This window comes from Bradyrhizobium sp. CCBAU 53415 (genome assembly GCF_028128735.1).
GTDB lineage: Bacteria > Pseudomonadota > Alphaproteobacteria > Rhizobiales > Xanthobacteraceae > Bradyrhizobium.
On record NZ_LBJF01000023.1, the window covers coordinates 382,801 to 403,339 of the forward strand.

22 protein-coding genes are annotated in these 20,539 nt (G+C 65.1%); 8 read left to right on the plus strand and 14 right to left on the minus strand.

Annotation, left to right across the window (positions count from 1 at the left end):
- From XH87_RS17675 to XH87_RS17695, 5 genes are all read right to left on the minus strand, one after another.
- The gene (locus XH87_RS17675; RefSeq protein ID WP_158668270.1) at positions 1 to 312 is read right to left on the minus strand and encodes a DUF3240 family protein; all 312 of its coding nucleotides are present in this window, start codon (positions 310 to 312) and stop codon (positions 1 to 3) included.
- Positions 309 to 3,383: an efflux RND transporter permease subunit gene (locus tag XH87_RS17680; RefSeq protein WP_271588258.1), complete on the minus strand. Its 3,075-nt coding sequence runs from the start codon at positions 3,381 to 3,383 to the stop codon at positions 309 to 311. The genes XH87_RS17675 and XH87_RS17680 overlap by 4 nt, the downstream gene beginning before the upstream one ends.
- On the minus strand, positions 3,384 to 4,517 hold the full coding sequence (locus XH87_RS17685; protein WP_271588259.1) for an efflux RND transporter periplasmic adaptor subunit: 1,134 nt from the start codon (positions 4,515 to 4,517) through the stop codon (positions 3,384 to 3,386).
- Between the two features lie 230 nt (positions 4,518 to 4,747).
- On the minus strand, positions 4,748 to 5,311 hold the full coding sequence (locus XH87_RS17690) for a cytochrome b/b6 domain-containing protein (RefSeq protein WP_271588260.1): 564 nt from the start codon (positions 5,309 to 5,311) through the stop codon (positions 4,748 to 4,750).
- Positions 5,312 to 5,322: 11 nt separating this feature from the next.
- Positions 5,323 to 5,598 carry a PepSY domain-containing protein gene (locus tag XH87_RS17695; protein ID WP_271588261.1) on the minus strand — a complete coding sequence of 92 codons (276 nt, stop codon included), beginning with the start codon at positions 5,596 to 5,598 and terminating at the stop codon, positions 5,323 to 5,325.
- 171 nt (positions 5,599 to 5,769) lie between these two features.
- Between XH87_RS17695 and XH87_RS17700 the strand changes: the two genes are divergently transcribed.
- Genes XH87_RS17700 through XH87_RS17710 form a run of 3 tightly spaced genes read left to right on the plus strand, consistent with a single transcriptional unit; the run spans position 5,770 to position 8,098 of the window.
- Positions 5,770 to 6,057 carry a PepSY domain-containing protein gene (locus tag XH87_RS17700; protein WP_271588344.1) on the plus strand — a complete coding sequence of 96 codons (288 nt, stop codon included), beginning with the start codon at positions 5,770 to 5,772 and terminating at the stop codon, positions 6,055 to 6,057.
- On the plus strand, positions 6,057 to 6,722 hold the full coding sequence (locus XH87_RS17705) for a response regulator transcription factor (protein ID WP_158668266.1): 666 nt from the start codon (positions 6,057 to 6,059) through the stop codon (positions 6,720 to 6,722). The genes XH87_RS17700 and XH87_RS17705 overlap by 1 nt, the downstream gene beginning before the upstream one ends.
- A complete protein-coding gene (locus XH87_RS17710; RefSeq protein ID WP_271588262.1) occupies positions 6,719 to 8,098 on the plus strand; it encodes a sensor histidine kinase in 1,380 nt (459 codons plus the stop codon). Before XH87_RS17705 ends, XH87_RS17710 begins: the two co-directional genes overlap by 4 nt.
- Before the next feature lie 27 nt (positions 8,099 to 8,125).
- On the opposite strand, the gene ppx is transcribed toward XH87_RS17710, so the two are convergent.
- The 4 genes from ppx to XH87_RS17730 form a co-directional block, all read right to left on the minus strand.
- Positions 8,126 to 9,628 carry an exopolyphosphatase gene (ppx, locus tag XH87_RS17715; protein WP_035715407.1) on the minus strand — a complete coding sequence of 501 codons (1,503 nt, stop codon included), beginning with the start codon at positions 9,626 to 9,628 and terminating at the stop codon, positions 8,126 to 8,128.
- 15 nt (positions 9,629 to 9,643) lie between these two features.
- Entirely contained in the window at positions 9,644 to 11,836 is a 2,193-nt protein-coding gene (locus XH87_RS17720; protein ID WP_271588345.1) for an RNA degradosome polyphosphate kinase, read from the minus strand.
- 155 nt (positions 11,837 to 11,991) lie between these two features.
- Positions 11,992 to 12,669 carry a DnaA ATPase domain-containing protein gene (locus XH87_RS17725; RefSeq protein ID WP_158668264.1) on the minus strand — a complete coding sequence of 226 codons (678 nt, stop codon included), beginning with the start codon at positions 12,667 to 12,669 and terminating at the stop codon, positions 11,992 to 11,994.
- 158 nt (positions 12,670 to 12,827) lie between these two features.
- Positions 12,828 to 13,370, minus strand: a complete 543-nt coding sequence (locus XH87_RS17730) for a CDP-alcohol phosphatidyltransferase family protein (RefSeq protein WP_057028980.1) — start codon at positions 13,368 to 13,370, stop codon at positions 12,828 to 12,830.
- Between the two features lie 156 nt (positions 13,371 to 13,526).
- On the opposite strand from XH87_RS17730, the gene purM reads away from it, so the two are divergent.
- Both purM and purN read left to right on the plus strand, forming a co-directional pair.
- The gene (gene purM / locus XH87_RS17735; RefSeq protein WP_271588263.1) at positions 13,527 to 14,600 is read left to right on the plus strand and encodes a phosphoribosylformylglycinamidine cyclo-ligase; all 1,074 of its coding nucleotides are present in this window, start codon (positions 13,527 to 13,529) and stop codon (positions 14,598 to 14,600) included.
- Positions 14,600 to 15,253: a phosphoribosylglycinamide formyltransferase gene (gene purN, locus XH87_RS17740; protein WP_271588264.1), complete on the plus strand. Its 654-nt coding sequence runs from the start codon at positions 14,600 to 14,602 to the stop codon at positions 15,251 to 15,253. Before purM ends, purN begins: the two co-directional genes overlap by 1 nt.
- Before the next feature lie 10 nt (positions 15,254 to 15,263).
- Here the strand turns inward: purN and XH87_RS36790 are convergent, their stop codons facing one another.
- From XH87_RS36790 to XH87_RS17755, 4 genes are all read right to left on the minus strand, one after another.
- Positions 15,264 to 15,575 (minus strand): DUF6678 family protein, encoded by a 312-nt coding sequence (locus tag XH87_RS36790; RefSeq protein WP_442868282.1) that lies wholly within the window; start codon positions 15,573 to 15,575, stop codon positions 15,264 to 15,266.
- A complete protein-coding gene (locus tag XH87_RS17745) occupies positions 15,572 to 16,003 on the minus strand; it encodes a type II toxin-antitoxin system VapC family toxin (protein ID WP_271588265.1) in 432 nt (143 codons plus the stop codon). The genes XH87_RS36790 and XH87_RS17745 overlap by 4 nt, the downstream gene beginning before the upstream one ends.
- Entirely contained in the window at positions 16,000 to 16,302 is a 303-nt protein-coding gene (locus tag XH87_RS17750) for a hypothetical protein (protein WP_158671716.1), read from the minus strand. The genes XH87_RS17745 and XH87_RS17750 overlap by 4 nt, the downstream gene beginning before the upstream one ends.
- A 138-nt stretch (positions 16,303 to 16,440) precedes the next feature.
- On the minus strand, positions 16,441 to 16,647 hold the full coding sequence (locus XH87_RS17755) for a cold-shock protein (RefSeq protein WP_024338088.1): 207 nt from the start codon (positions 16,645 to 16,647) through the stop codon (positions 16,441 to 16,443).
- A gap of 377 nt (positions 16,648 to 17,024) precedes the next feature.
- Here XH87_RS17755 and XH87_RS17760 point away from each other — a divergent pair, with 377 nt between their 5' ends.
- Positions 17,025 to 18,182 (plus strand): autotransporter outer membrane beta-barrel domain-containing protein, encoded by a 1,158-nt coding sequence (locus tag XH87_RS17760; RefSeq protein WP_271588266.1) that lies wholly within the window; start codon positions 17,025 to 17,027, stop codon positions 18,180 to 18,182.
- An 18-nt stretch (positions 18,183 to 18,200) separates the two neighbouring features.
- Here the strand turns inward: XH87_RS17760 and XH87_RS17765 are convergent, their stop codons facing one another.
- The gene (locus tag XH87_RS17765; RefSeq protein WP_035715439.1) at positions 18,201 to 19,241 is read right to left on the minus strand and encodes a LysR family transcriptional regulator; all 1,041 of its coding nucleotides are present in this window, start codon (positions 19,239 to 19,241) and stop codon (positions 18,201 to 18,203) included.
- Between the two features lie 71 nt (positions 19,242 to 19,312).
- Here XH87_RS17765 and XH87_RS17770 point away from each other — a divergent pair, with 71 nt between their 5' ends.
- Positions 19,313 to 19,930: a hypothetical protein gene (locus XH87_RS17770; RefSeq protein ID WP_035715441.1), complete on the plus strand. Its 618-nt coding sequence runs from the start codon at positions 19,313 to 19,315 to the stop codon at positions 19,928 to 19,930.
- Positions 19,917 to 20,537 carry a GNAT family N-acetyltransferase gene (locus XH87_RS17775; RefSeq protein WP_035715444.1) on the plus strand — a complete coding sequence of 207 codons (621 nt, stop codon included), beginning with the start codon at positions 19,917 to 19,919 and terminating at the stop codon, positions 20,535 to 20,537. The genes XH87_RS17770 and XH87_RS17775 overlap by 14 nt, the downstream gene beginning before the upstream one ends.
- Positions 20,538 to 20,539 lie beyond the last annotated feature (2 nt).

Consider the following 20,539-nt stretch of genomic DNA (forward strand, 5'->3'; position numbering starts at 1 on the left):
TCAATCGATCGTCCCGAATTCCGTCACGGGCATGGTCCAATAGACGAGCCTGGTTCCGGCAAATGAAACCCGCAAACGGTCGAGCAGGCTGCTTGCGTCCTTCCCCGCCAGGATCATCTGCACGGCGGTCTGATCGGCGTGGCCCTTCACGTGTTCGGCGGCCGTCTGCAATCGAACCTCTGCGCCGTGACCGGATCCTTGCGAGGCCGTGAATCCCGAAACGAGGTCGTTCTGTTCGGTGAGATAGTCGAACACCTCCTCGCGCAGACGACGCGGCACAATCAGCGTGAGACAGACAGGCTGGTCGGTCATTTCGCCCCCTTCGACGTTCCGCCATAGCGGCGATACAGGATCGGCAGGAGAATCAAGGTGAGGAGGGTGGAGGACAACAGCCCTCCGATCACGACGACCGCAAGCGGTCGCTGCACTTCGGACCCTGGCCCGGATGCGAACAGCAGCGGGATCAAGCCCAGCGCCGTGATGCTCGCGGTCATCAGCACCGGCCGAAGCCTGCGCATGGCACCTTCGACGACGATACGATGCTCGCTCAGCCCATGGGCGCGGAGCTGGTTGAAGTAGGACACCAGAACGACGCCGTTGAGCACGGCGATGCCGAGCAGCGCGATGAATCCGACCGAGGCGGGCACCGAGAGGTACTCACCCGTCAGGACCAGGGCGAAGACGCCCCCGATCAGCGCGAAGGGAATGTTGACCAGCACCAGCAAGGCCTGCCGCATGGCGCCGAACGTCGTGAAGAGCAGCAGGAAGATGAGACCGATCGCGACCGGGACCACGATGGACAGCCGTGCGGCGGCGCGCTGCTGGTTCTCGAACTGCCCGCCCCAGGTCAGCCGGTAGCCGTTCGGGAGCGGAAGTTCGGTTGCAACCTTCTGGCGGGCCGCTTCGACGAAGCCGACCATGTCGCGGCCGCGGACGTTGGCACGAACGACGCTCATGCGCGCGCCGTCTTCGCGGTCGATCTTCACCGGCCCGTCCACGCGCTGGATTCGCGCGACCTGCGACAGCGCGACATGCTGTCCGGACGCGAGCGTCAGCGGCAGGCTCGCCAGCAGCGTCGGCGCCTCCCGCGTCGTCTCGCTGCCGCGGACGAGAATCGGCGTCCGCCGTCCCTCCTCGAGCGCCGTCCCGATGGTTCGGCCCTCGATCTGGGCACGGAGCGAGTTGACGATGGAATCCACGGTCAGGCCGAGGCGGCCGGCCTCCATGCGATTGACCGCAACCGTGTAGTATTGAGCGCCTTCGTTCAGCGTGGTGTAGACGTCCTCGGCGCCGTCGATGCTGGAGAGGATGGCCGACAGCTTGGCCGCGGCTTCGTTCAGCCTGGCGATGTCGGGGCCGAAGATCTTGACCGCGACGTCGCCACGCACGCCGCTGATCATCTCCTGCACGCGCATGTCGATGGGTTGGGTGAAGCTGAGCGAGATGCCCGGAAAGCCGGTCAGGACCTCGCGGAGCTTCTGCAGCAGGGCCTCGCGATTGTCGGTCTGCCTCTCGGCGGCGGGCTTGAGCACGAGGAACGTGTCGGTCTGGTTGGGGCCCATGGGATCGAGGCCGAGCTCGTCCGACCCGGTCCGCGCGACGATGCCGGCAATATCAGGCACGGCCAGAAGTGCCTTCTGGAGCCTCGCATTCATGGCGAGCGACTCGTCGAGATTGACGGAAGGCAACGTCTCCACGCTGACGATGACGTCGCCTTCGTCCATCGTCGGCATGAAGGTCTTGCCGAGCCTGGTATAGGCGAAGCCCGCGGCGACCAGGCCGATCAGCGCCGCAGCCATCACCTTGCGCTCGTTCTTCAGGGCCCAGTCCAGCGCGGGCGCGTAGACCCGTTGCGCCGCCCGGACCAGCATGGGATCGCGATGCGACCCAGACTTGAGCACATAGGAGGTCATCACCGGGATCACGGTGAGCGCCAGCAGCAGTGAACCGGTGAGCGCGAAGATGATGGCGAGCGCGACGGGGATGAACAGCTTCCCCTCCAATCCCTGCAGCGTCAGCAGGGGAATGAACACGATGATGATGATGAGGACGCCCGAGGCCACCGGCTCCAGGACTTCGCAGACCGACCGGTACACCAGATGGATCAGCGGAGCGGTCCTGCCCGGTTCGTGCTTGCCGAGATTGCCGACGATGTTCTCGACCACGACGACCAGCGCGTCGATCAACATGCCGATCGCGATCGCAAGTCCGCCGAGGCTCATGAGGTTGGCCGACATCCCGACCACGCGCATGACGATCAATGCGATGACGATGGCCAGCGGCAGGCTGAGAGCGATCACCAGCGAGGCCCGCCAGTTGCCGAGGAAAAGCAGCAGGAGGACGATGACGAGGGCGGTGGCCTCGCCGAGCGCTCGCACCACGGTGCCGACCGCGCGGTTGACCAGGCGGCTGCGGTCATAGAACACGTTGATGGAGACGCTCTTCGGCAGCGACGGCTGCAGCTCGGCGAGCCGGGCGCGCACGTCGCGGACGAGCTGACCGGCGTTGGCGCCGCGCAAGCCGAGGACGAGCCCCTCGACCGTCTCGCCGCTGCCGTCCGACGTGACTGCGCCATAGCGGGTCAGCGTCCCGACTTTGACGCTCGCGACGTCGTTGACCAGGATCGGCACGCCCTCGCGGGTGTCGACCACGATGGCCTTGATGTCTTCCACCGAGCGGATGCTCCCCTCGATCCGGACCAGGGCGCTGTCCTCGCCCTGGTTCACCCGTCCGGCACCGTCGTTCCGGCTGTTGGCTTCGATGGCCCGGCGAAACACGTCGTAGGAAATGCCGCGCGCGGCAAGCGCATCGTTGCGCGGCACGATCTCGAAGGCGCGGACGTAACCGCCGAGCGCATTGACGTCCGCAACGCCGGGGACCGTCCGCAGGGCGGGGCGGATCACCCAATCCAGCAAAGTCCGGCGCTCGGCGAGCGAAAGCTCGGGACTGTCGATCGTGAACATGAACATTTCGCCCAGCGGGCTCGTGATCGGCGCCAGCCCTCCGCTGACCCCGTCGGGGAAATCACGCGCGATGTTCGATAGCCGCTCCGAAACCTGGTTGCGCGCCCAGTAGATGTCGGTGCCGTCCTCGAAATCGACGGTGATGTCGGCCAGCGCATATTTCGTGGTCGAGCGAAGGATCTTCTTGTTCGGCAATCCGAGCAGTTCGAGCTCGACGGGAACCGTGATGCGCTGCTCGACCTCCTCGGGCGTCAGGCCCGGCGCTTTCATGATGATCTTGACCTGAACCGGAGAGACGTCGGGAAAGGCGTCGATCGGCAGGCCGGGTAGCAGGATGGCGCCGGCGCCGACCAGCAGCAAGACGCTCAGCAGGACGAACAGTCGCTGCGAAAGCGCGAACGCGACGAGGCGCCGGAGCATCTATTGCCCCAGTCCCGAGAGAATGCCGCGAAGCGCCGAGATGCCGCCGATCGCGATCTCGTCCTGGTCCGTGATGGGACCGGACACGACGACATGGTCCTGGTCTTCCGCAACCAGCTTGACCGGGACCAGCCGGAAGCCGCCGGCTATGGCGGCGAACACCGAGGTCCGTTCGCCCCGCCGCACCAGCCCGCTGTAGGGAATCTCCCACGCGCTTTCGCCGGCGGAGAGAAAGCCGATGCGGGCAGCGGCGGTCTGACCGGGATGCAGCTCTCCGTCGTTGGGGATTTCCGCACGAACCAAAATGGTCTGGGTTGCAGGATCGATGGTCTCGGAGACCAGAACGACCTTGCCGGGTGTGGGATAGCCCTCGATCTCGACCTTCGCGCCGGTGTGGATTGCTCGAATATTGGCTGCGGGAACCGCGATTTCCGCCCATAGCGGCGAAAGCCGCGCCAGCTTGACGAGGGGCGCGGATTGTTCGAGCCGCTGCCCTGGCGATACCGTGACCTCGACGACGGATGCGGTTTGCGGCGCGTTGACCGTGAGCGCTGCGCTGATCGCCGCTTCCTGGGCCAGCCGGGAGATGGCATCGTCGGACATCCCGCTCAGATGCAGCATCTGACGCCGCTCGGCGACCACGAGAGCGGCCTGGCGCGCTTCGGCCTGGCTGGCCTCCAGCACGCGCTGCGGCACGGCCTTGCCCTCGAACAGATCGACGTTCCGCTTCAGCTGCTGGCTGGCGAGATGCTCCTGGGCGATCGCGTGCAGGTAGTCGCGCTGCTGGGAGACGAAACTTGGACTTTCGAGCGTGACCAGCGGCTGGCCGGCCGAGGCGCGATCACCGCGCCCGACGAGGAGAGTGGCGACCATGCCGGCCACCGGCGCGCTGACGACCCACATTTGCGGCGTGGGGATCACGATCTGGACGGGATATGGCAGCGTCAGGTCGGTCCGGATCGCGACTGGGTGGGTCACCCGCACTCCGAGATTCCGCGCCTGCGCATCGCTCAGCTTCAGCTCGTCCTGCGCCATCGATACGGAAGGCGGCAGGCTCAATGCAATGGCGAAGAGCGCACGAGCGAGCACGCCCCCGGAAGAGGTGAGAGGGAGAGTTCTGCGACGGATTCGCATGAAGAATGACCCCCACCCGGAGGAGAGCGAAGCGTTGATCGATTGCAGGTTTCGACTACTCCACCGGCGCGTCGATGGGTTGATTTGCCTCAAGCGGGCCAGCCATCCTGGAAGGCTGCTCGCCGTTCGTGGAGCGTTTCGGTTGATCTCGGTTAATTGCTTCATAGCCGTAGAGGCCAAGCTGTCTTCGCGCCTTTTGGAAAGGCGGCAGTCAGGCCAATCACCCTCGCTCACGATCGACGCTTCCTTCCAGTGATCATCGCCTTCACCAGACTCTCGCGATGCTCGAAGCTCGCCACCAGGACGCCAAGCACATGGACGACGATGAGCCCGATCGTGAGATTGGCGAAGGCCTCATGCACCTCCTCCACCCATTTCGCCCCCCAGAAGGTGCCGGTCGTCATCATGTAGCCGGTCGTGCACGTGCCGATCAGCGTGACGATCAGCGCCACGACCATGGCGCCGCCGGCGGGATTGTGACCGAGATGGCGCGGTGCCCTGAGCATCGCCACGTCGCGCATGTAGGCGAGCACGGCGCGTGGCGAACGCACGAAGTCGCTGAAGCGCGCATGGCGCGGTCCCACGAAGCCCCACACGATCCGTAGCGCAACCAACCCGGCAATCGTGTAGCCGGCGGCGACATGGACATTCTGCATCTCGTCACCGGTCGCATAAGCGAGCAGAAACAGCCCGGCCAGCGACCAATGGAACACGCGCACGAAAGGATCCCAGACCTTGACCGCGGCCGGCGGCTTCTCGCTGGCGGCTACGGTCGTGTCGTGAATGGCGCTCATGGTGCAGCCCCTTACAGCTGACCGACGATCTGGCCGCTGGTCGGATCGACGAACAATTCGACCCGGCTGCCGGACTTGTCGATCGTGTAGAGTTCGCCACAGGCATTCTTGAGCTTGGCCTTCTGGACCTTGTAGCCTTGGGCTTCGATCCTGGCCCGCAGTTGTTCGAGCGGCAGCCAGTTCGTCTGTGGCGCTGCGGTGCAGGGGCGGCCGAGGCTGCCGGCATGAGCTGTTGGGGCAACTGCAAGCAAGGCGGCGGTGGCGGTGATGATGGTGGTCTTGCGCATGGTTCGCTCCGGCGTGTGGCCCCCGCCGCGTCATGCGGGGAGGCGATGCGCGGACATTGGCAAAAGAGCCCTGACCGGCGCCTGTTGATCCACGTCAGCAATTTGTCAGGTTGATTGGGGCATTCTCTGCCAATGCGATCCCCCGGTTTTCTGGAATTCCTCGCGGTGCCGCTGCTGGCAGGCGTCCTGCTCGCGCCGGTGCCTGCGGCCGCAGGCGACCACGATAGAGGCGCGCCCGAAGCGGTTCGCCGCGCAGTCGAGGCGGGCGAGATCAAGTCGCTCGCCGACATCCTCGCGTCCCTTCGTGGCAAGCTGCCGGGCCAAATTGCCGGCGTCGAGATAGAGCGCGAGCGTGGCCGCTGGATCTACGAGTTTCGCGTCGTCGACGACAAGGGCCGCCTCTACGAAGCGTACGTGGATGCGCGCAGCGGCGAGATTGAACGCATCAAGGAGAAGTGATGCGCCTGCTGCTGGTGGAGGACGACCGACGGATCGCGGCCGATGTGGAGCGGGCGCTGCGCGCGGCCGGCTATGTGGTCGAGACCGTCCGCAACGGCGAGGAAGCCTGGTTCCGCGGTGACACCGAGGACTACGGCGCCGTCGTCCTCGATCTCGGCTTGCCCGGCATGGACGGTCTGGCGGTACTCAAGCGCTGGCGCGCGAACGGACGTTCCATGCCGGTGCTGATCCTGACGGCGCGCGGCAGCTGGGCCGAGCGCGTCGATGGTATCGACGCGGGCGCCGACGACTATCTGCCCAAGCCGTTCCGCATGGAGGAGTTGCTGGCGCGGCTGCGCTCGATCGTGCGTCGCTCGGCGGGCCATGCCTCCCCACGGATTGTCGCCGGCGACGTCGAGCTCGACGAGCGTCAGATGAAGGTGACGCTGCGCGGCGTGCCCGTCGCGCTGTCGCCGCTGGAATACCGCCTGATCGCCTTTCTCCTGCACCATCGCGGCCGCGTGGTGTCGCAGCAAGAGCTCGACGAAAACGTCTACGGCCACGGCGAGGAGCACGAATCGAACGCGCTCGAAGTGCTGGTCGGCCGGGTGCGCAGGAAGCTCGGTTCCGATCTGATCGAGACCAGGCGCGGCTTCGGCTACCTGGTACCGGAGACGACGCCATGAGCTGGGGCTCGCTGCGGCTGCGACTGGTCGCCGGCGGACTCGTAGCAATCCTGATCGCGCTGACGATTGCCGGCGCCGGGTTGACGCTGCTGTTCGAGCGCCACGTCACGCGCACCATCGGCGACGACCTCGACGTCTATCTGAAGCAACTCGTCGCGGGAATCGACGCCGATGCGCAGGGCAAGCTGGTGGTGGGCCGGCCACCGGCCGATCCGCGTTTTGCCGATCCACTTTCGGGCCTGTACTGGCAGGTATCGGACGACGGCGGTCAGGTGCTGCGTTCACGTTCGCTGTGGGACACGGCGCTGGACCTGCCGCAGGACGAGCCGTCGTCTCGCGAATTGCACCATCACGTCATCCCTGGGCCCGCGAACGCACGGCTCCTGGTCAGCGAACGCCGGGTGCTGCTCACCGTGGGCGACCGCCGCGCGCCGGTGCGGGTGGCTGTGGCGGCCGATCTCGCCCGCGTGTCGGCCGCCGCCTCGCAATTCGCCCGGGAGCTGGCGCTGGCGCTCGGCGTGCTGGGGCTGGTGCTCGCGGCGGCCACCTCGATTCAGGTCGGACTGGGCCTGCGTCCGCTCGACGCACTTCGCCGCGGCGTCGCGGACGTCCGCTCCGGACAACGCAAGCATCTTCCCGTCGATGTCCCTGCCGAGGTCAAGCCTCTGGTGGAAGAGGTGAACAGCCTGATCGACGCCCAGGAACGCGAGATCGAGCGTTCGCGCAGCCGTGCCGCTGATTTGGCGCATGGGCTGAAGACCCCGCTCGCCGCACTCTCGGCCGATGTCGCGCTCTTGCGTCGGCGAGGCGAGCAGGACGTCGCCCAGGCAATCGAAGCCGTCGGCGAAACGATGAGCCGTCACGTCGACCGCGAGCTGGCACGCGCCCGGGCGCGGGGGACGGCACGACAGCGCGGCGGTATTTCCACGCCCCTCAGACCGCTTGTCCGGTCCCTGATGCTTACGCTGGCGCGCACGCCCGCTGCGCAGCGGCTGAAATTCGAGACCTGCATAACGGGCGAACCAAGCGTGCCGCTCGATCGCACCGATCTGGCCGAAGTGCTGGGCAATCTCCTGGAAAATGCCGCCCGTCACGCCAAGAGCCGGGTGCGTATCGGCGCCGATGCCACCGCGAATCCGGCGGTCTCCGTCGAGGACGACGGCGCGGGAATCGCGCCCGCAGAACGCGTCCGCGTGCTCGAGCGCGGGGTAAGGCTGGATGAGCGCGGTGAAGGTGCCGGCCTTGGCCTCGCGATCGTTCAGGACGTGCTCAGTGCCTATGGGTGGCAGCTCGTTCTCACCGGCTCCGAACTCGGCGGACTGAAAGCCATCGTCGCGCCAAAGGACAGCCGCGATCGGATCGCTGCTGCTGGTTGAAGACCCAACCGGCCCTGTCGCTGTCTGTCAGCGCCGCACGATCGAGCCGGCGCGGCCAATCAGGCGGGCGAGCTGACGGAAGCGGCTGCCGACTCGGTCGGCGACGAGGTCGCCGAGCCGGTGTTCGAACACCAGCATCAATTTGCGTCCCTGGCTGCGGAAATGCGTGGCGGGTAAGACGCCCGGTCGCGCTGCCGAGATCAGATGGGCGACGCGGAACGCTGCCCCCAGGAGGCGGGCGCGTTCGAGTTGCGCCGGCGTCAGCAGCTCCTGCATGGTGGCCGGCGGCTGGTTTTCCTCGCTCAGGCCGGCATAGCGATAGAACACGGACAGGCCGACGAAGGCGCGCTCGGTGTGGGTGATCGCGCCGAAATTGCCGTTGACGACGAGGCTCAGCGTCTGCTCGCCGCGATGGTCGGGATGCACGCGCCAGCCGATGTCGGACAGCAGGCATGCGGTGTGGCGCAAGCGGCGGTCCTCGTCGCTTTCGCGCAGCTTCACGACGCGCGCGAGGCGGTCGGTCCATGCGATCAGCTCGCGGGCGTGTTTCGCCGAGCGTGACAGCAGCTGGTTCAGCTCCTCGGCCGCGCAGATCAGCCCGTCCTTGTTGCGTTCGGTCTCCGCCAGCTTCTCGTGCAGGAGGCCCTCGCGCACGCCGAAGGTCGAGAACACGATGTTCCTCGGTTTTGCAACGCGGATGATGTGCTCGAGCACCAGCGCTGCATAGGTGAGGAGAGGGCGGCGCGCGTCGGCGACGATCTCGATGTCGGCGAGCATGTCGGCGGCAGCGAGGCGCCGGAGACGGCGCGAGAAGTCGAGCGCCTCGGCGGCCGAAATCGAATAGCCGTGCATCACCTGGAGCGGGTAGCCGCTCTGGATGATGTGGATGCGCGCGAGCGCGCGCCAGGTGCCGCCGACGGCATAGAAGGCGCGGCCACGGCCTGCGGTGAGCTGCGGCACCTCGTCGAGCTCCTCGCGCACGATGCGATCGGCCCGCTTGAGCGATTTGTGCGCGAGATCCTGGAGCGCGAGGCCGCCGAGCGGCAGCGTCACGCCGCTGCGTACGGCGTTCTTGCGCACGTCGATCAGCTCGAGCGAGCCGCCGCCGAGGTCACCGACGATGCCGTCGGGAAGGTGGATGCCGGAGATCACGCCGAGTGCCGACAGCCGGGCCTCGCGCGGACCCGACAGGATCTCGATCTTCACCGCGCAGATCCGCTCGGCCTTGGCGATGAAGTCGGCGCCGTTGGAAGCGTCGCGGCAGGCCGCGGTCGCGATCGCGAACACGCGCCCGACCTGCATCACGCGGCACAATGCGCGGAAGCGCTTCAGCGAGGTCAGCGCCTTGTCGACGGCGTCGGGCGCGAGCAGACCCGTGCTCTGCACCTCGCGCCCGAGGCCGCACAGCGTCTTCTCGTTGAAGATCGGGATCAGGCTCCGCGACAGTCCCTCGTAGACGACGAGACGGACCGAGTTGGAGCCGATGTCGATAACCGCGACGGTCGAGCCGCGCTTGCGCGGCCGCTTCACGTCGCAAACCCCCGATCAGGATTGATGGCGTTCGTTCCGGCGCGTGAGACGACGCGGCGAGGATTCCTTGAGCGACTTTCCACGGCCAGACAGACTCGGATTTGTCATGAAGTAGTTGTGGACGTTGAAAGGCTCCTCGCCCTTCGCGGCCTTCATACGCGTTGAGGACCCATCCGGCAACAACTGCCAGCTCTGCTCATTATCCTTCAGGTTCGCGACCATGATCTGTTCGAGAACCTGCTGATGCACCGTCGGATTTTGCAACGGACACAGCACTTCGACGCGGCGATCGAGGTTGCGCGGCATCATGTCGGCGGACGAGATATACACAGCCGCTTTCGCGCTCGGCAGTCCCTGGCCCATGCCGAAGCAGTAGATTCGGCCGTGTTCCAGGAAGCGTCCGATGATCGACTTGACCCGGATGTTCTCCGACAGGCCGGGAATGCCGGGCCTGAGGCAACAGATGCCGCGCACCACGAGCTCGACCTGGACGCCGGCCTGGGAGGCCTCGTAGAGCGCGTCGATGATGTCGGGGTCGACCAGCGCGTTCATCTTCATCCAGACCGCGCCGGTCCGGCCGTGCCGCGCATGCGCGGTCTCGCCTTGAATGTGCTCGATGATGCGCTGGCGCAGCGTCAGCGGCGACACCGCCATCTTCTCCAGATCGCTCGGCGCGGCATAGCCGGTGATGAAATTGAACACGCGAGCGGCATCGCGGCCGATGGTCGGATCGGAGGTGAAGTAGGAGAGGTCGGTGTAGATGCGCGCGGTGACCGGGTGATAATTGCCGGTGCCGGTATGGACGTAAGTCGTGAGGCTGCCGCCCTCGCGGCGCACCACCATCGAGAGCTTCGCGTGCGTCTTCAATTCGAGGAAGCCGTAGACGACCTGGACGCCGGCGCGTTCGAGGTCGCGCGCCCAGCGGATGTTGGCTTCTTCGTCGAACCGCGCCTTCAGCTCGATCAACGCCGTGACGGATTTGCCGGCTTCGGCGGCTTCGGCGAGCGCGCGCACGATCGGCGAGTTGTTGGAGGTGCGGTAGAGCGTCTGCTTGACCGCGACGACGTCGGGGTCGCGCGTCGCCTGCTGCAGGAACTGCACCACCACGTCGAAGGATTCGTAGGGGTGATGGACCACGAGGTCCTTCTGCCGGATCGCGGCAAAGATGTCGCCGCCGTGCTCGCGGACGCGCTCGGGATGGCGCGGCACGTAAGGGGTGAATTCGAGGTCGGGGCGGTCGAGGCGGGTGAGCTGCGAGAGCTCGTTCATCGCCTGCACACCGTCGACCAGGAAGACCTCGTCGTCGGCCGCCGACAGCGCGTGCTGCACGAAGCTGCGCAGCTCCTCCGGCATCTTGGCGTCGATCTCGAGCCGGATCACCGACCCGCGGCGGCGGCGCTTGAGCGCCGTTTCGAACAGGCGGACGAGGTCTTCCGCCTCTTCCTCGATTTCGAGCTCGGAGTCGCGGATGATCCGGAACGCGCCCTGGCCGTGCAGATTGTAGCCGGGGAATAGGCGGTTGATGAACAGGGCGGTCGCCTGCTCCAGCGAGATCAGCCGGACCACCTTGCCGTCGGCCGGCAGGCGGATGAAGCGGTCGATCTTGCCGGGCATGCGGATCAGCGCGTTCATCTGCTTGCCGTCGGCCGCGCGCGTGAGCTGGAGCGCGATGGTGAAGCCGAGGCTCGGGATGAACGGGAAGGGGTGGGCGGGATCGATCGCGAGCGGCGTCAGCAGCGGGAAGACGTTGTTGAGGAAGTAGTCCTCGATCCAGGTCCGTTCCGCCTTGGTGACGTCCTTGCCGTCGACCAGCACGATGTCGACTTCGGCCAGCGTGCCGCGAAGGTCGCGCCAGATCGCCTGCTGGTCGGAGGCAAGCCGGGAGACGGTCCGGTTGATCAGCGCGAGCTGCTCCGACGGCGTCAGGCCATCGGGGCTGCGTTCGGCAATGCCCTCGCGCACTTGGGCCTTGATGCCGGCGACGCGGACCATGAAGAACTCGTCAAGGTTATTCGCCGAAATCGACAGGAACCGCACCCGCTCCAGCACGGGGTGGCTGGGATTGACCGATTCCTCCAGGACGCGGCGGTTGAAATGCAGCCAGGACAGCTCGCGGTTGATGAACCGTTCGGGGCTGGATGCGATCGCCGGCAAGCCCTCGGTTTCAGGGGCTTTTTCTTTCGTTTCAACAGCTTGCGCAGAGTCCATCAGAAGTCGGTCCATCCTGTCTCGCCTCACTTTGCGACTTAAGCGCAAAACCCCGGGGAGCATGTGTTACAGCGATGACGTTTCGATGACATTGATGTTCCGCCGCCGCGCCGCGTCAAGACGGGCCTCGGCGGCTTTGGGAGCCAGCGGGTCGATCAGACGTCCCGGAGCAACTCGGCGGCCAGCGCCCGGGTGACGGGGCGGCCGAGCCGCAGGGCTTCGCTGTCGAGCAGCTCCACGGCCTGCCGGGCGGCCGCCGAGGAGCGCTCCAGGCGGGTGGCGAGGTAGCCCACCACGCTCTCGTCCACGGTCAGCTGGCGGTCGGCGCAGAATTTGACGATCAGGCCGCGGAAGAGCTGGTCGTCGGGGGGCAGCAGAGCGACCACCGGAACGGCACGCAGACGCGAGCGCAAGTCGCGAAGCTCGATCGCCAGCGCGGCCGGCGCCTCGCGTCCGGTGAGGAGGATGTAGGCGCCGTCTTCGCGGGCGAGGTTCATCAGGTGGAAGAGGGCGCGCTCGTCGAAATTCCCGGCCTTGAGATCTTCGACCACCAGCGCGCCGGTGGCGAGCGCGCCGGGTACGCCTGCCGCGGTCAGTGCATTGGCCGTCGTCGAGCGGGCGCCTGATACCTCGGCCCAGATCGCGGCGAGATGACTCTTGCCGCTTCCTTCCGGGCCCGCCAGCCACATGATCCGGTTCGGCCATTCCGGCCAGCTGTCGATCAGGCCGAGACCGGCCGCATTGGCGGGGCCTTCGAGGAAGTTGTCCCGGCTCAGGCTCTCCGCATGCGGAAGTGAAAACGCCAATTGTCGGGGATGGACGCGGCCTGCCACGCTTGCTTTGCTCCATGCCGGCGCGCCGGCCCGTTTGAAGAGAGGTTCGACTTAATCGTGCCGGACTTGATCGTGCGGGACTCAATCATGCAGGACTTGATCATGCAGGACTTGGCCTTTTGCGGGGCCGCATCCCGGCTCATTTGGCCCCGATCGTGCTACTTGGCCTCGATCGTACTCATGTGCCGCAGCCACTCGACGAGATAGAGCGACACGGAGGAGAGCGTGAAGACCGTGACGAGGCCCATCAGGATGACATCATAAGGTGCCGGTTTGAAGCCGAAGGCAAGCGCCGCCAGCACCAGCGCCGCGAACGCCACCTGTGCCACAGTGTTGAGCTTGGACACCTTCGACGGCTTCATCTCGACGGGCCGGTCGAACAGCCAGGATACGATCACGGCGGCGACGATCATGATGTCGCGCGAAACCACCAGGATCACGATCCAGCGCGGGATCGCGCCCCAGATGCCGAGCGCCATGTAGATCGAGACCAGCAGCGCCTTGTCCGCGAGGGGGTCGAGCAGGGCGCCGAGCTCGCTCGTCATGTTGAAACGCTTGGCCAAAAAGCCGTCCACGGCATCGCTGATGCCGGCGATCAGGAAGACGGCGAACGCCACCTCCATTTGGCTCGACACGATGGCCCAGACGATGATCGGGACCAGCATGATGCGGCCCAGAGTAATGATGTTCGGAATACTCACGAAAGCGCTTCCCGGCACCCGGCCTGACCTCGAATCCGGCCCCCTCGGGAGGCTGAACCGGTTGATATCTACATAGTATAGGGAGGAGCACCATGCGAGCCATTGCGCGTCCCCGGAATTCGACGTAACCAGCCGCAAACCCACTGGAAATCGGGCATGACCGATCGCAAAAACGGCCTCACTTACGCCGATTCTGGCGTCGATATCGACGCGGGCAACCGCCTCGTCGACCTGATCAAGCCGATGGTGCGCGCCACCGCACGGCCGGGCGCCGACGCCGAAATCGGCGGCTTCGGCGGCCTGTTCGACCTCAAGGCGGCCGGCTTCAAGGACCCGGTCCTTGTCGCCGCGACCGACGGTGTCGGCACCAAGGTCAAGATCGCGATCGAAACCGGCCTGCATGGCGGCATCGGCATCGACCTCGTTGCCATGAGCGTCAATGACCTCGTGGTACAGGGCGCCGAGCCGCTGTTTTTCCTGGATTATTTCGCCTGCGGCAAGCTCGACCCCGAGGCCACCGCCGCGATCGTCGCGGGCGTTGCGGAGGGATGCCGCGAATCCGGCTGCGCCCTGATCGGCGGCGAGACCGCCGAGATGCCCGGCCTCTACAAGGACGGCGACTATGATCTGGGCGGCTTCGCCGTCGGCGCTGCAGAGCGCGGCACGCTGCTGCCGCGCAAGGACATCGCGGCGGGCGACGCCGTGATTGGCCTCGCCTCGTCCGGCGTGCATTCCAACGGCTTCTCGCTGGTGCGCAAGATCGTGGAACAATCCGGTCTCGGCTTCGGGGCGCAGGCGCCGTTCGCGCCCGTGATGACGCTCGGCGGCGCACTGCTGACGCCGACGCGGCTCTACGTCAAATCCTGCCTGCGCGCGATCCGCGAGACCGGCGCGGTGAAGGGGCTCGCCCACATCACCGGCGGCGGCTTCACCGACAACATCCCGCGCGTGCTGCCGAAGGATCTGGGCGTCGGCATCGATCTGGCGCGCCTGCCAGTGCTGCCGGTGTTCAAGTGGCTGGCGGCGCAGGCCGGCATCGCCGAGTTGGAGATGCTGCGGACCTTCAACTGCGGCATCGGCATGATCGTGATCGTCGAGCCCGACAAGGTCGACAAGGTCGTCGAGGTCTTCACCGATGCCGGCGAGACCGTGGCGCAGCTCGGCACCGTGATCCCGGCCGAGGGCGAGCACCGCGTCGTCTATAGCGGCCACCTCGATCTGGCGCTGTGATGAAGCGCCGCGTTGCCATCCTGATCTCCGGGCGCGGCTCCAACATGGCCGCGCTGATCAGGGCCGCCGCCGCTCCGGATTTCCCGGCCGAAATCTCGCTCGTCATCTCGAACAAGGCCGACGCGCCCGGGCTCGAGCGCGCCAAGGCGGCCGGCGTGAACACGCTGGTGATCGAGAGTAAGCCGTTCGGCAAGGACCGCGCCGGTTTCGAGAAAGCGCTGCAGGCAGCCCTCGACCAGCGTGGCATCGAGCTGATTTGCCTCGGCGGCTTCATGCGCCTGTTCACGGCCGAGTTCACCAGGGCCTGGTACGGGCGGATGCTCAACATCCATCCGTCTCTGTTGCCGTCGTTCCCCGGTCTCGATCCGCACGGTCAGGCCTTGCGCGCCGGCGTGAAACTATCAGGCGCAACGGTGCACTTCGTGATCCCCGAGACCGACGCGGGCCCGATCGTGATGCAGGGCGCGGTGCCCGTCAGTGACCACGACACGGGGGATACGCTGTCCGAGCGCATCCTCGAGGTCGAGCACCGCATCTATCCGGAAGCGTTGCGGCTGCTCGCGACCGGCAAGGTCCGGATCGAGGGCGATGTCTGCAGGACGACGGGGCGTGCGGCGTCAGAGAATTTTTTGATTGCGCCGGTCGTGAGCTGAGCCGGGCACCTCAGGCTACTCGATGTAACCTGAAACCCGCGGTTGTTTGCTCTCCAGCAAACCGGATGCGCCGTAGGATTGTGCGAACGAACTCGCGCTGATGCGCGGTCTCGGTAGCTAATTCAGTCCATTCCATCCAATCCCATCTGCCGCTGGTCCAGTGATAGAACCATTCGCCATCCCTCTGGCTCACGGTTCCGGTTTCCAGGTTTTTGCAGCGAAATCGAGGTCGGCAGGGCGGGGCAAGATCGAGCACGGCTTCCCGCAGTTCGCGCCACTTGGTGTTGTTGGCGACAGAGAAATATTCCGACCGTTGAATCATCGGTCTATCGCGCGCGGCGTGGCAAACGGATCAAGCAGAGCTGCGCCGGTCGACTCGATGTCAGCAGTGTTACGCGTCACCAGTGTCAGGCCGTGGACCTTGGCCGTGGCGGCGAGCAGACTATCAATGAGCGGCAGCGGATTAGGAATTGCAAGAAGAGCCCAAGTCTCGGCAACGGTCTCATCGATGGGAAGAACCCGATCAGCAAGTCGGGTCCTCATTTGCGAAAACCATCGGTCGAGAGACTTCGCCTGGAGCGGATCACTTCGCCTTTTCAATTCGATGCCTCGGCGAATTTCGGCCAGAACCAACACACTGGTTCCGATATGTTCGGCCGGCGTCTGATTAACCCAACGAACGACATTTGGGTCGGCACGCTCGCGCTTGCGTATTTCGGAAATGACGTTGGTGTCGAGGAGAAATTTCACAAATCGACCTCGCGCCAGCCATCACGCCGCGGCTGATCAAACACACCGTCGAAGGCTTCATCGGGAAGCTCGGATCCGAAGACGTCGAAGGCTGTCTTGACGTCGGGATTGAGGAGGGCGTTGGCGAGCGTTGATCGGAGTACCGCTGCTCGCTCCGGTTTGTCGCGCAGGGTTTCGGCCAATGCACGGATGAGGCTCGCGTCGTTCTTAGCGGCCTGGACTTCAACGCGCACCAAGCCACGCGCCGCAGCACGGCGACGATGGGTACGGGTGGCCTTTCGCTGAGATTTGGTTGCCACGGTTTATCTCGATGCAAATTTCCGGTAATATAACCGGAAATTGCCGTCGAGGCAATCGCAAGATCGTCGCCCCAAACAAAATCCCCCGGCAGAACCGGGGGCAACGTCGTGATCTCTCGTGTGTTGTCTTGAGAGAAATCAGGAGACCTTGAGGTTTTCAGCGGATGACTTGCCGCGGTTCTCCACGAGGTCGAATTCAACCACCTGGTTCTCGTTGAGGGTGGAGAGTCCGGCGCGCTCGACGGCGGAGATGTGGACGAACACGTCCTTGTCGCCGCCGTTCGGCTTGATGAACCCATAGCCCTTGGTCGGGTTGAACCATTTGACGGTGCCCTTTTGCGGCATCGCTAGTCTCCTCCACTAGATATAAAAACGACGCGGCCGCTTTTCGCGTGCCACGCCACAAACGGGCTTCCGGAAGTCTGTTCGAGTCTTGAGTCTCGACGTCGCGAAACGCACAGCCGAGCGGCCAATTCCGATTGTGTCCGATATTGCAACATGAAAATCGCGCGTTAGCAAGCCGCGCGCGAATTTCAAGACCGCAGCGGTGCCATCGTCTGCTATTTGCGACCTGTGGCCACGGAACCACAATCGGGGGCAATAGCCTTGGCGGCCGCGGGCCAGCCGTTGACCCTCCGTGGCAGTTCGGCACAAATCGCGACACGGCGCGAGCCTCGTGTTGCATTTTTGCGGGCCGCCATTTGCTTCGGGATTTAGTCGTCATGCGCTGCACCTCGCAGCTCTCCGGGACACGGCAGACGATCGGGCTGAACCGCGTCCGCCGGATCACGGCTGCGATTGCGACGGCGCTTGCGCTGGTCGTAACGATGTCGGCCGCGACGCCCGTCCGCGCGCAAAGTCCGACGCCTACGCCGACCCCGACGCCTACACCGTCGCCGACCCCGGTCCCGATGCCCACCTCGACCAATTACGATCAGTCGGCTGGCAACAGCATGCTCAATTTCGGTTCGGGATTTCTGGAGCGGCTGGGCAACCAGGCATCGAATGGTTTCGACCGGGCATTCCGGACCAATCCCGGAGGCGGCGGTGCATCCGCGAGCGCGGAAGATCCGCGCTATCGCACCTGGTTCGAGGGCTACGGCATCTCGGTGCGGACCGATGCGCAAGGAGACTTCGTCGGCGACAAGCGCAGGACCTTCGGCGGCGTCGCCGGCTTCGGGGCGCGGCTCGCCCCTGGCGTCAACATCGGCTTCTCCATCGACCAGAGCCATACCGACATCGACGTGCCACTCGCGCTCCAGTCGGCAACGCTCGACCTGACCCAGCTTGGCTTCAACGGCTCGGTCGACAAGGGCCCATGGACCTGGGCCTTCGCGCTCGTGCACGGTTTCGGCAAGGTCCGTTCCAGCCGCGACACCGGTCTTGGGTTTGCGACCGCCGGCTATCGCGCCGCGGTCGACGGTGCGCTGACCGAGATCAGTTATTACTGGACCAGGGACCAGATGCGCATCGTGCCCAAGGGGGCGCTTGAATATGTGCGCGCCACCAGCGCGTCCTTCCAGGAGACCGGCGGGCTCGATCCGCTCGACGTCGGCTCGACGGCGCTGTCGCGTGCGCGCGTCATGATCGGGGCCGAGATCGGCCGCTACTTCATCATCGACCAGAAGATCCTGGACCTGTCTGCCTACGGCAAGTTCGTCGACAATTTCCATCAGGACCTGGGATCGGTCCAGGTCAGCCTGGGGACCCAGAGCATCGTCGTCCCCGGCATCGGCGAGAGCCGCTACGGCGCCGATGCCGGCGCTTCGGCCTCGCTGAGCCTGACCAACGTGGCACGGCTTTACGTCAATTATGACGGCAAGTTCCGCAACGAGCTCACCTCGCACCAAGGCACGGTCGGCTTCGAATACAAATGGTGAGCTGAAGCCCGCCCGCGCTCACGTCGGCGTTGCCGCGACATAACCCGCCAATCCAAACCCCTCGCGCGCGGCCGTCATCATCGGCACCAGCGCGTTGGGATGGATGAACTCGTCGCGGAAGCAGGGATAGGTCCTGGCATCGAAAATCTTCTTCAGCCAGTCGACCACGATCTTGTGACGCTCGGAGGTGCGGAATTCCCTGTGATAGGTGAGCCAGAGATCGGCGTGGTGGCTGACGCCGAGATCGACGGCAACCAGTGGCGCGCCGAGTGCGATCGATACCGTGGGCAGGAAGCCGATGCCGGCGCCGCGTTCGACGGCATAGAGCACGCCGACCGACGAATTGGTCCTGATCCCGACGATGCCCTCGAGCGAGTTTAGTCCGAGCACGCGGGCATAGGCGCCGTCGTCGACCTGCGGCGCGCTCTGCTTGATGATGCGGTGGTTCTTCAGATCGGCCAAGGTCGTCGGCACGCCGTAGAGGTTTTCGTACTCCTTGGAGACGAAGGGATAGATGTGGAGGCGGCCGAGCTTGGTGACGATCAGATCGGGATTGGTCGGCGGCTCGAGCTGGATCGCGATGTCAGATTCAAGCCGCGCGACGTCGGCCTGCTCCATCGCGCAACGCAGGTCGACCGTGATCTTGCGGTAGGTCTTCTGGAAATCGATTAGTCGCGGCAGGATCCAGAAATTGCCGGGGCCTTCCGTCACCGCGACGCGCACGGTGCCCGAGGTGTCGTTCGACGATCGCGAGGCGCGGCGGAAGACGTTGAAGGCATGACGCTCCATATGCGCAACGTCGGCGATCATTGCGGTGCCTTCATCGCTGAGCGTGAGCCCGCTCTGGTCGCGCAGGAACAGCTTGCAGCCGATACTCTCTTCGAGCCGGTCGATGCGGCGCATCAGGGTCGTGGAGGTGAGCCCGAGCTCTTCGGCCGCATTGCGAAAACTTTTATATTTTGCGCACGCTAAAAACAGCTTCAAATCGTCCCAGGACGCATCCAGGGCTTCTTCACGGTGCTGCATCATCGCAGCACCCCGGTGCAATAACTGCTGCATACTCCTGATCCCCACCCGCTAAGCTCATGGCCATAGCGGGGCACGAAAGCCTCGAACGATAGAGGCGTGATATGAGTATGGAAAGGGGCTCGTTTGCCGCAAGGCATGATTTCGATGCCTTGCCGCAGACCCCGGATGTCGACGTTCGCTGTGCACAATTTTCCGAAATTGCGGCGCTTTCGGAGATGGCGCACCAGCTGGTGCCGGGCGTGCAGATCGGCGCAACGGACCTTGCGCGGTACTTCACTCTCGATCCTCAGAGTATCCTGACTTTCAGCCGCAAGGGCAAGCTCGTCGGCGGCATGGCCTTCCTGTTTCTCAATGACCGCGGGCACGATGCGCTGCTGCTCGACGAGATCTGCCTCACCGCGCCCGAGACGCGTTATCTCGCGTCGGCGGACGAAGAGGTCGCAGCCATCTACATCTGGGCGATCGCGGCGACCGGGCGCGGCATCGCCGGTCTCGGCAAGGCCGCGGCTCATCTGCGGCAGATAAGGTTTCGCGGCGCGGATTGCTATGCGCAGCCGTCAACGGTGGCCGGACGCGACATCATGAAGGCGACGGGCTTTGCGCCTGTCCCGAGCTTCCAACCCGACCTTTGGTGCTACGAGCGTCCCTGGCATCGGCAGCCGATGCGCGTGCCAGGCGCGATCATCCAATCAAGGAGCTTTGCAGATGCACGGTACTAGGATTCCTGTCGCCAAGCCTTGTTCCCGCGCCATCACCATCCGCCTCGCGCGCGATCCAAGCGATCTCATGCTGGTGACCGCCATCCGTTCGGCGGTCTATCTCGCCGAGCAGGATTGTCCGTTCGAAGAGGAGTTCGACGGCAACGACATGGTCGCCGCGCATTTCATAGGCTTCGTCGGCAACGAGCCTGCGGGCTGCCTGCGGGTGCGGTTCTTCGGCGATTTCGCCAAGGTCGAGCGGCTCGCGGTGCGTCACCAATATCGGCGCTCGCGCGTCTCGTTCAAGCTGGTGCAGGCCAGTGTCGATTATGTGAAACGCAAGGGCTTCCGCAAGATTTACGGCCAGGCGCAGGACCGGCTGGTCGATTTCTGGGCTCATTTCGGTGCCAAGCCGCTCGGCCACAATCGCAAGATCACCTTCTCGGATTTTTCATACACGGAAATGCTGCTGGAGATCGAGCCGGGCCCGGACGCCATCACGCTGGACAGCGATCCTTACGTGATCATCCGTCCTGAGGGCGATTGGGACCGGCCGGGCGTGCTCGATGCCTCGGCAGGGCGGGCCGTGACCTCGCCGCTGCGGGACCTCGCGCTCGCCGACAGCTGAAA

Excerpts from the sequence above, each read along its gene's own strand:
- XH87_RS17675 (WP_158668270.1), bottom strand. The coding sequence starts at position 312 with ATGACCGACCAGCCTGTCTGTCTCACGCTGATTGTGCCGCGTCGTCTG.
- XH87_RS17680 (WP_271588258.1), bottom strand. The coding sequence starts at position 3,383 with ATGCTCCGGCGCCTCGTCGCGTTCGCGCTTTCGCAGCGACTGTTCGTC.
- XH87_RS17685 (WP_271588259.1), bottom strand. The coding sequence starts at position 4,517 with ATGCGAATCCGTCGCAGAACTCTCCCTCTCACCTCTTCCGGGGGCGTG.
- XH87_RS17690 (WP_271588260.1), bottom strand. The coding sequence starts at position 5,311 with ATGAGCGCCATTCACGACACGACCGTAGCCGCCAGCGAGAAGCCGCCG.
- XH87_RS17695 (WP_271588261.1), bottom strand. The coding sequence starts at position 5,598 with ATGCGCAAGACCACCATCATCACCGCCACCGCCGCCTTGCTTGCAGTT.
- XH87_RS17705 (WP_158668266.1), top strand. The coding sequence starts at position 6,057 with ATGCGCCTGCTGCTGGTGGAGGACGACCGACGGATCGCGGCCGATGTG.
- XH87_RS17710 (WP_271588262.1), top strand. The coding sequence starts at position 6,719 with ATGAGCTGGGGCTCGCTGCGGCTGCGACTGGTCGCCGGCGGACTCGTA.
- XH87_RS17720 (WP_271588345.1), bottom strand. The coding sequence starts at position 11,836 with ATGGACTCTGCGCAAGCTGTTGAAACGAAAGAAAAAGCCCCTGAAACC.
- purM (WP_271588263.1), top strand. The coding sequence starts at position 13,527 with ATGACCGATCGCAAAAACGGCCTCACTTACGCCGATTCTGGCGTCGAT.
- purN (WP_271588264.1), top strand. The coding sequence starts at position 14,600 with ATGAAGCGCCGCGTTGCCATCCTGATCTCCGGGCGCGGCTCCAACATG.
- XH87_RS36790 (WP_442868282.1), bottom strand. The coding sequence starts at position 15,575 with ATGATTCAACGGTCGGAATATTTCTCTGTCGCCAACAACACCAAGTGG.
- XH87_RS17755 (WP_024338088.1), bottom strand. The coding sequence starts at position 16,647 with ATGCCGCAAAAGGGCACCGTCAAATGGTTCAACCCGACCAAGGGCTAT.
- XH87_RS17760 (WP_271588266.1), top strand. The coding sequence starts at position 17,025 with ATGCGCTGCACCTCGCAGCTCTCCGGGACACGGCAGACGATCGGGCTG.
- XH87_RS17765 (WP_035715439.1), bottom strand. The coding sequence starts at position 19,241 with ATGCAGCAGTTATTGCACCGGGGTGCTGCGATGATGCAGCACCGTGAA.
- XH87_RS17770 (WP_035715441.1), top strand. The coding sequence starts at position 19,313 with ATGAGTATGGAAAGGGGCTCGTTTGCCGCAAGGCATGATTTCGATGCC.
- XH87_RS17775 (WP_035715444.1), top strand. The coding sequence starts at position 19,917 with ATGCACGGTACTAGGATTCCTGTCGCCAAGCCTTGTTCCCGCGCCATC.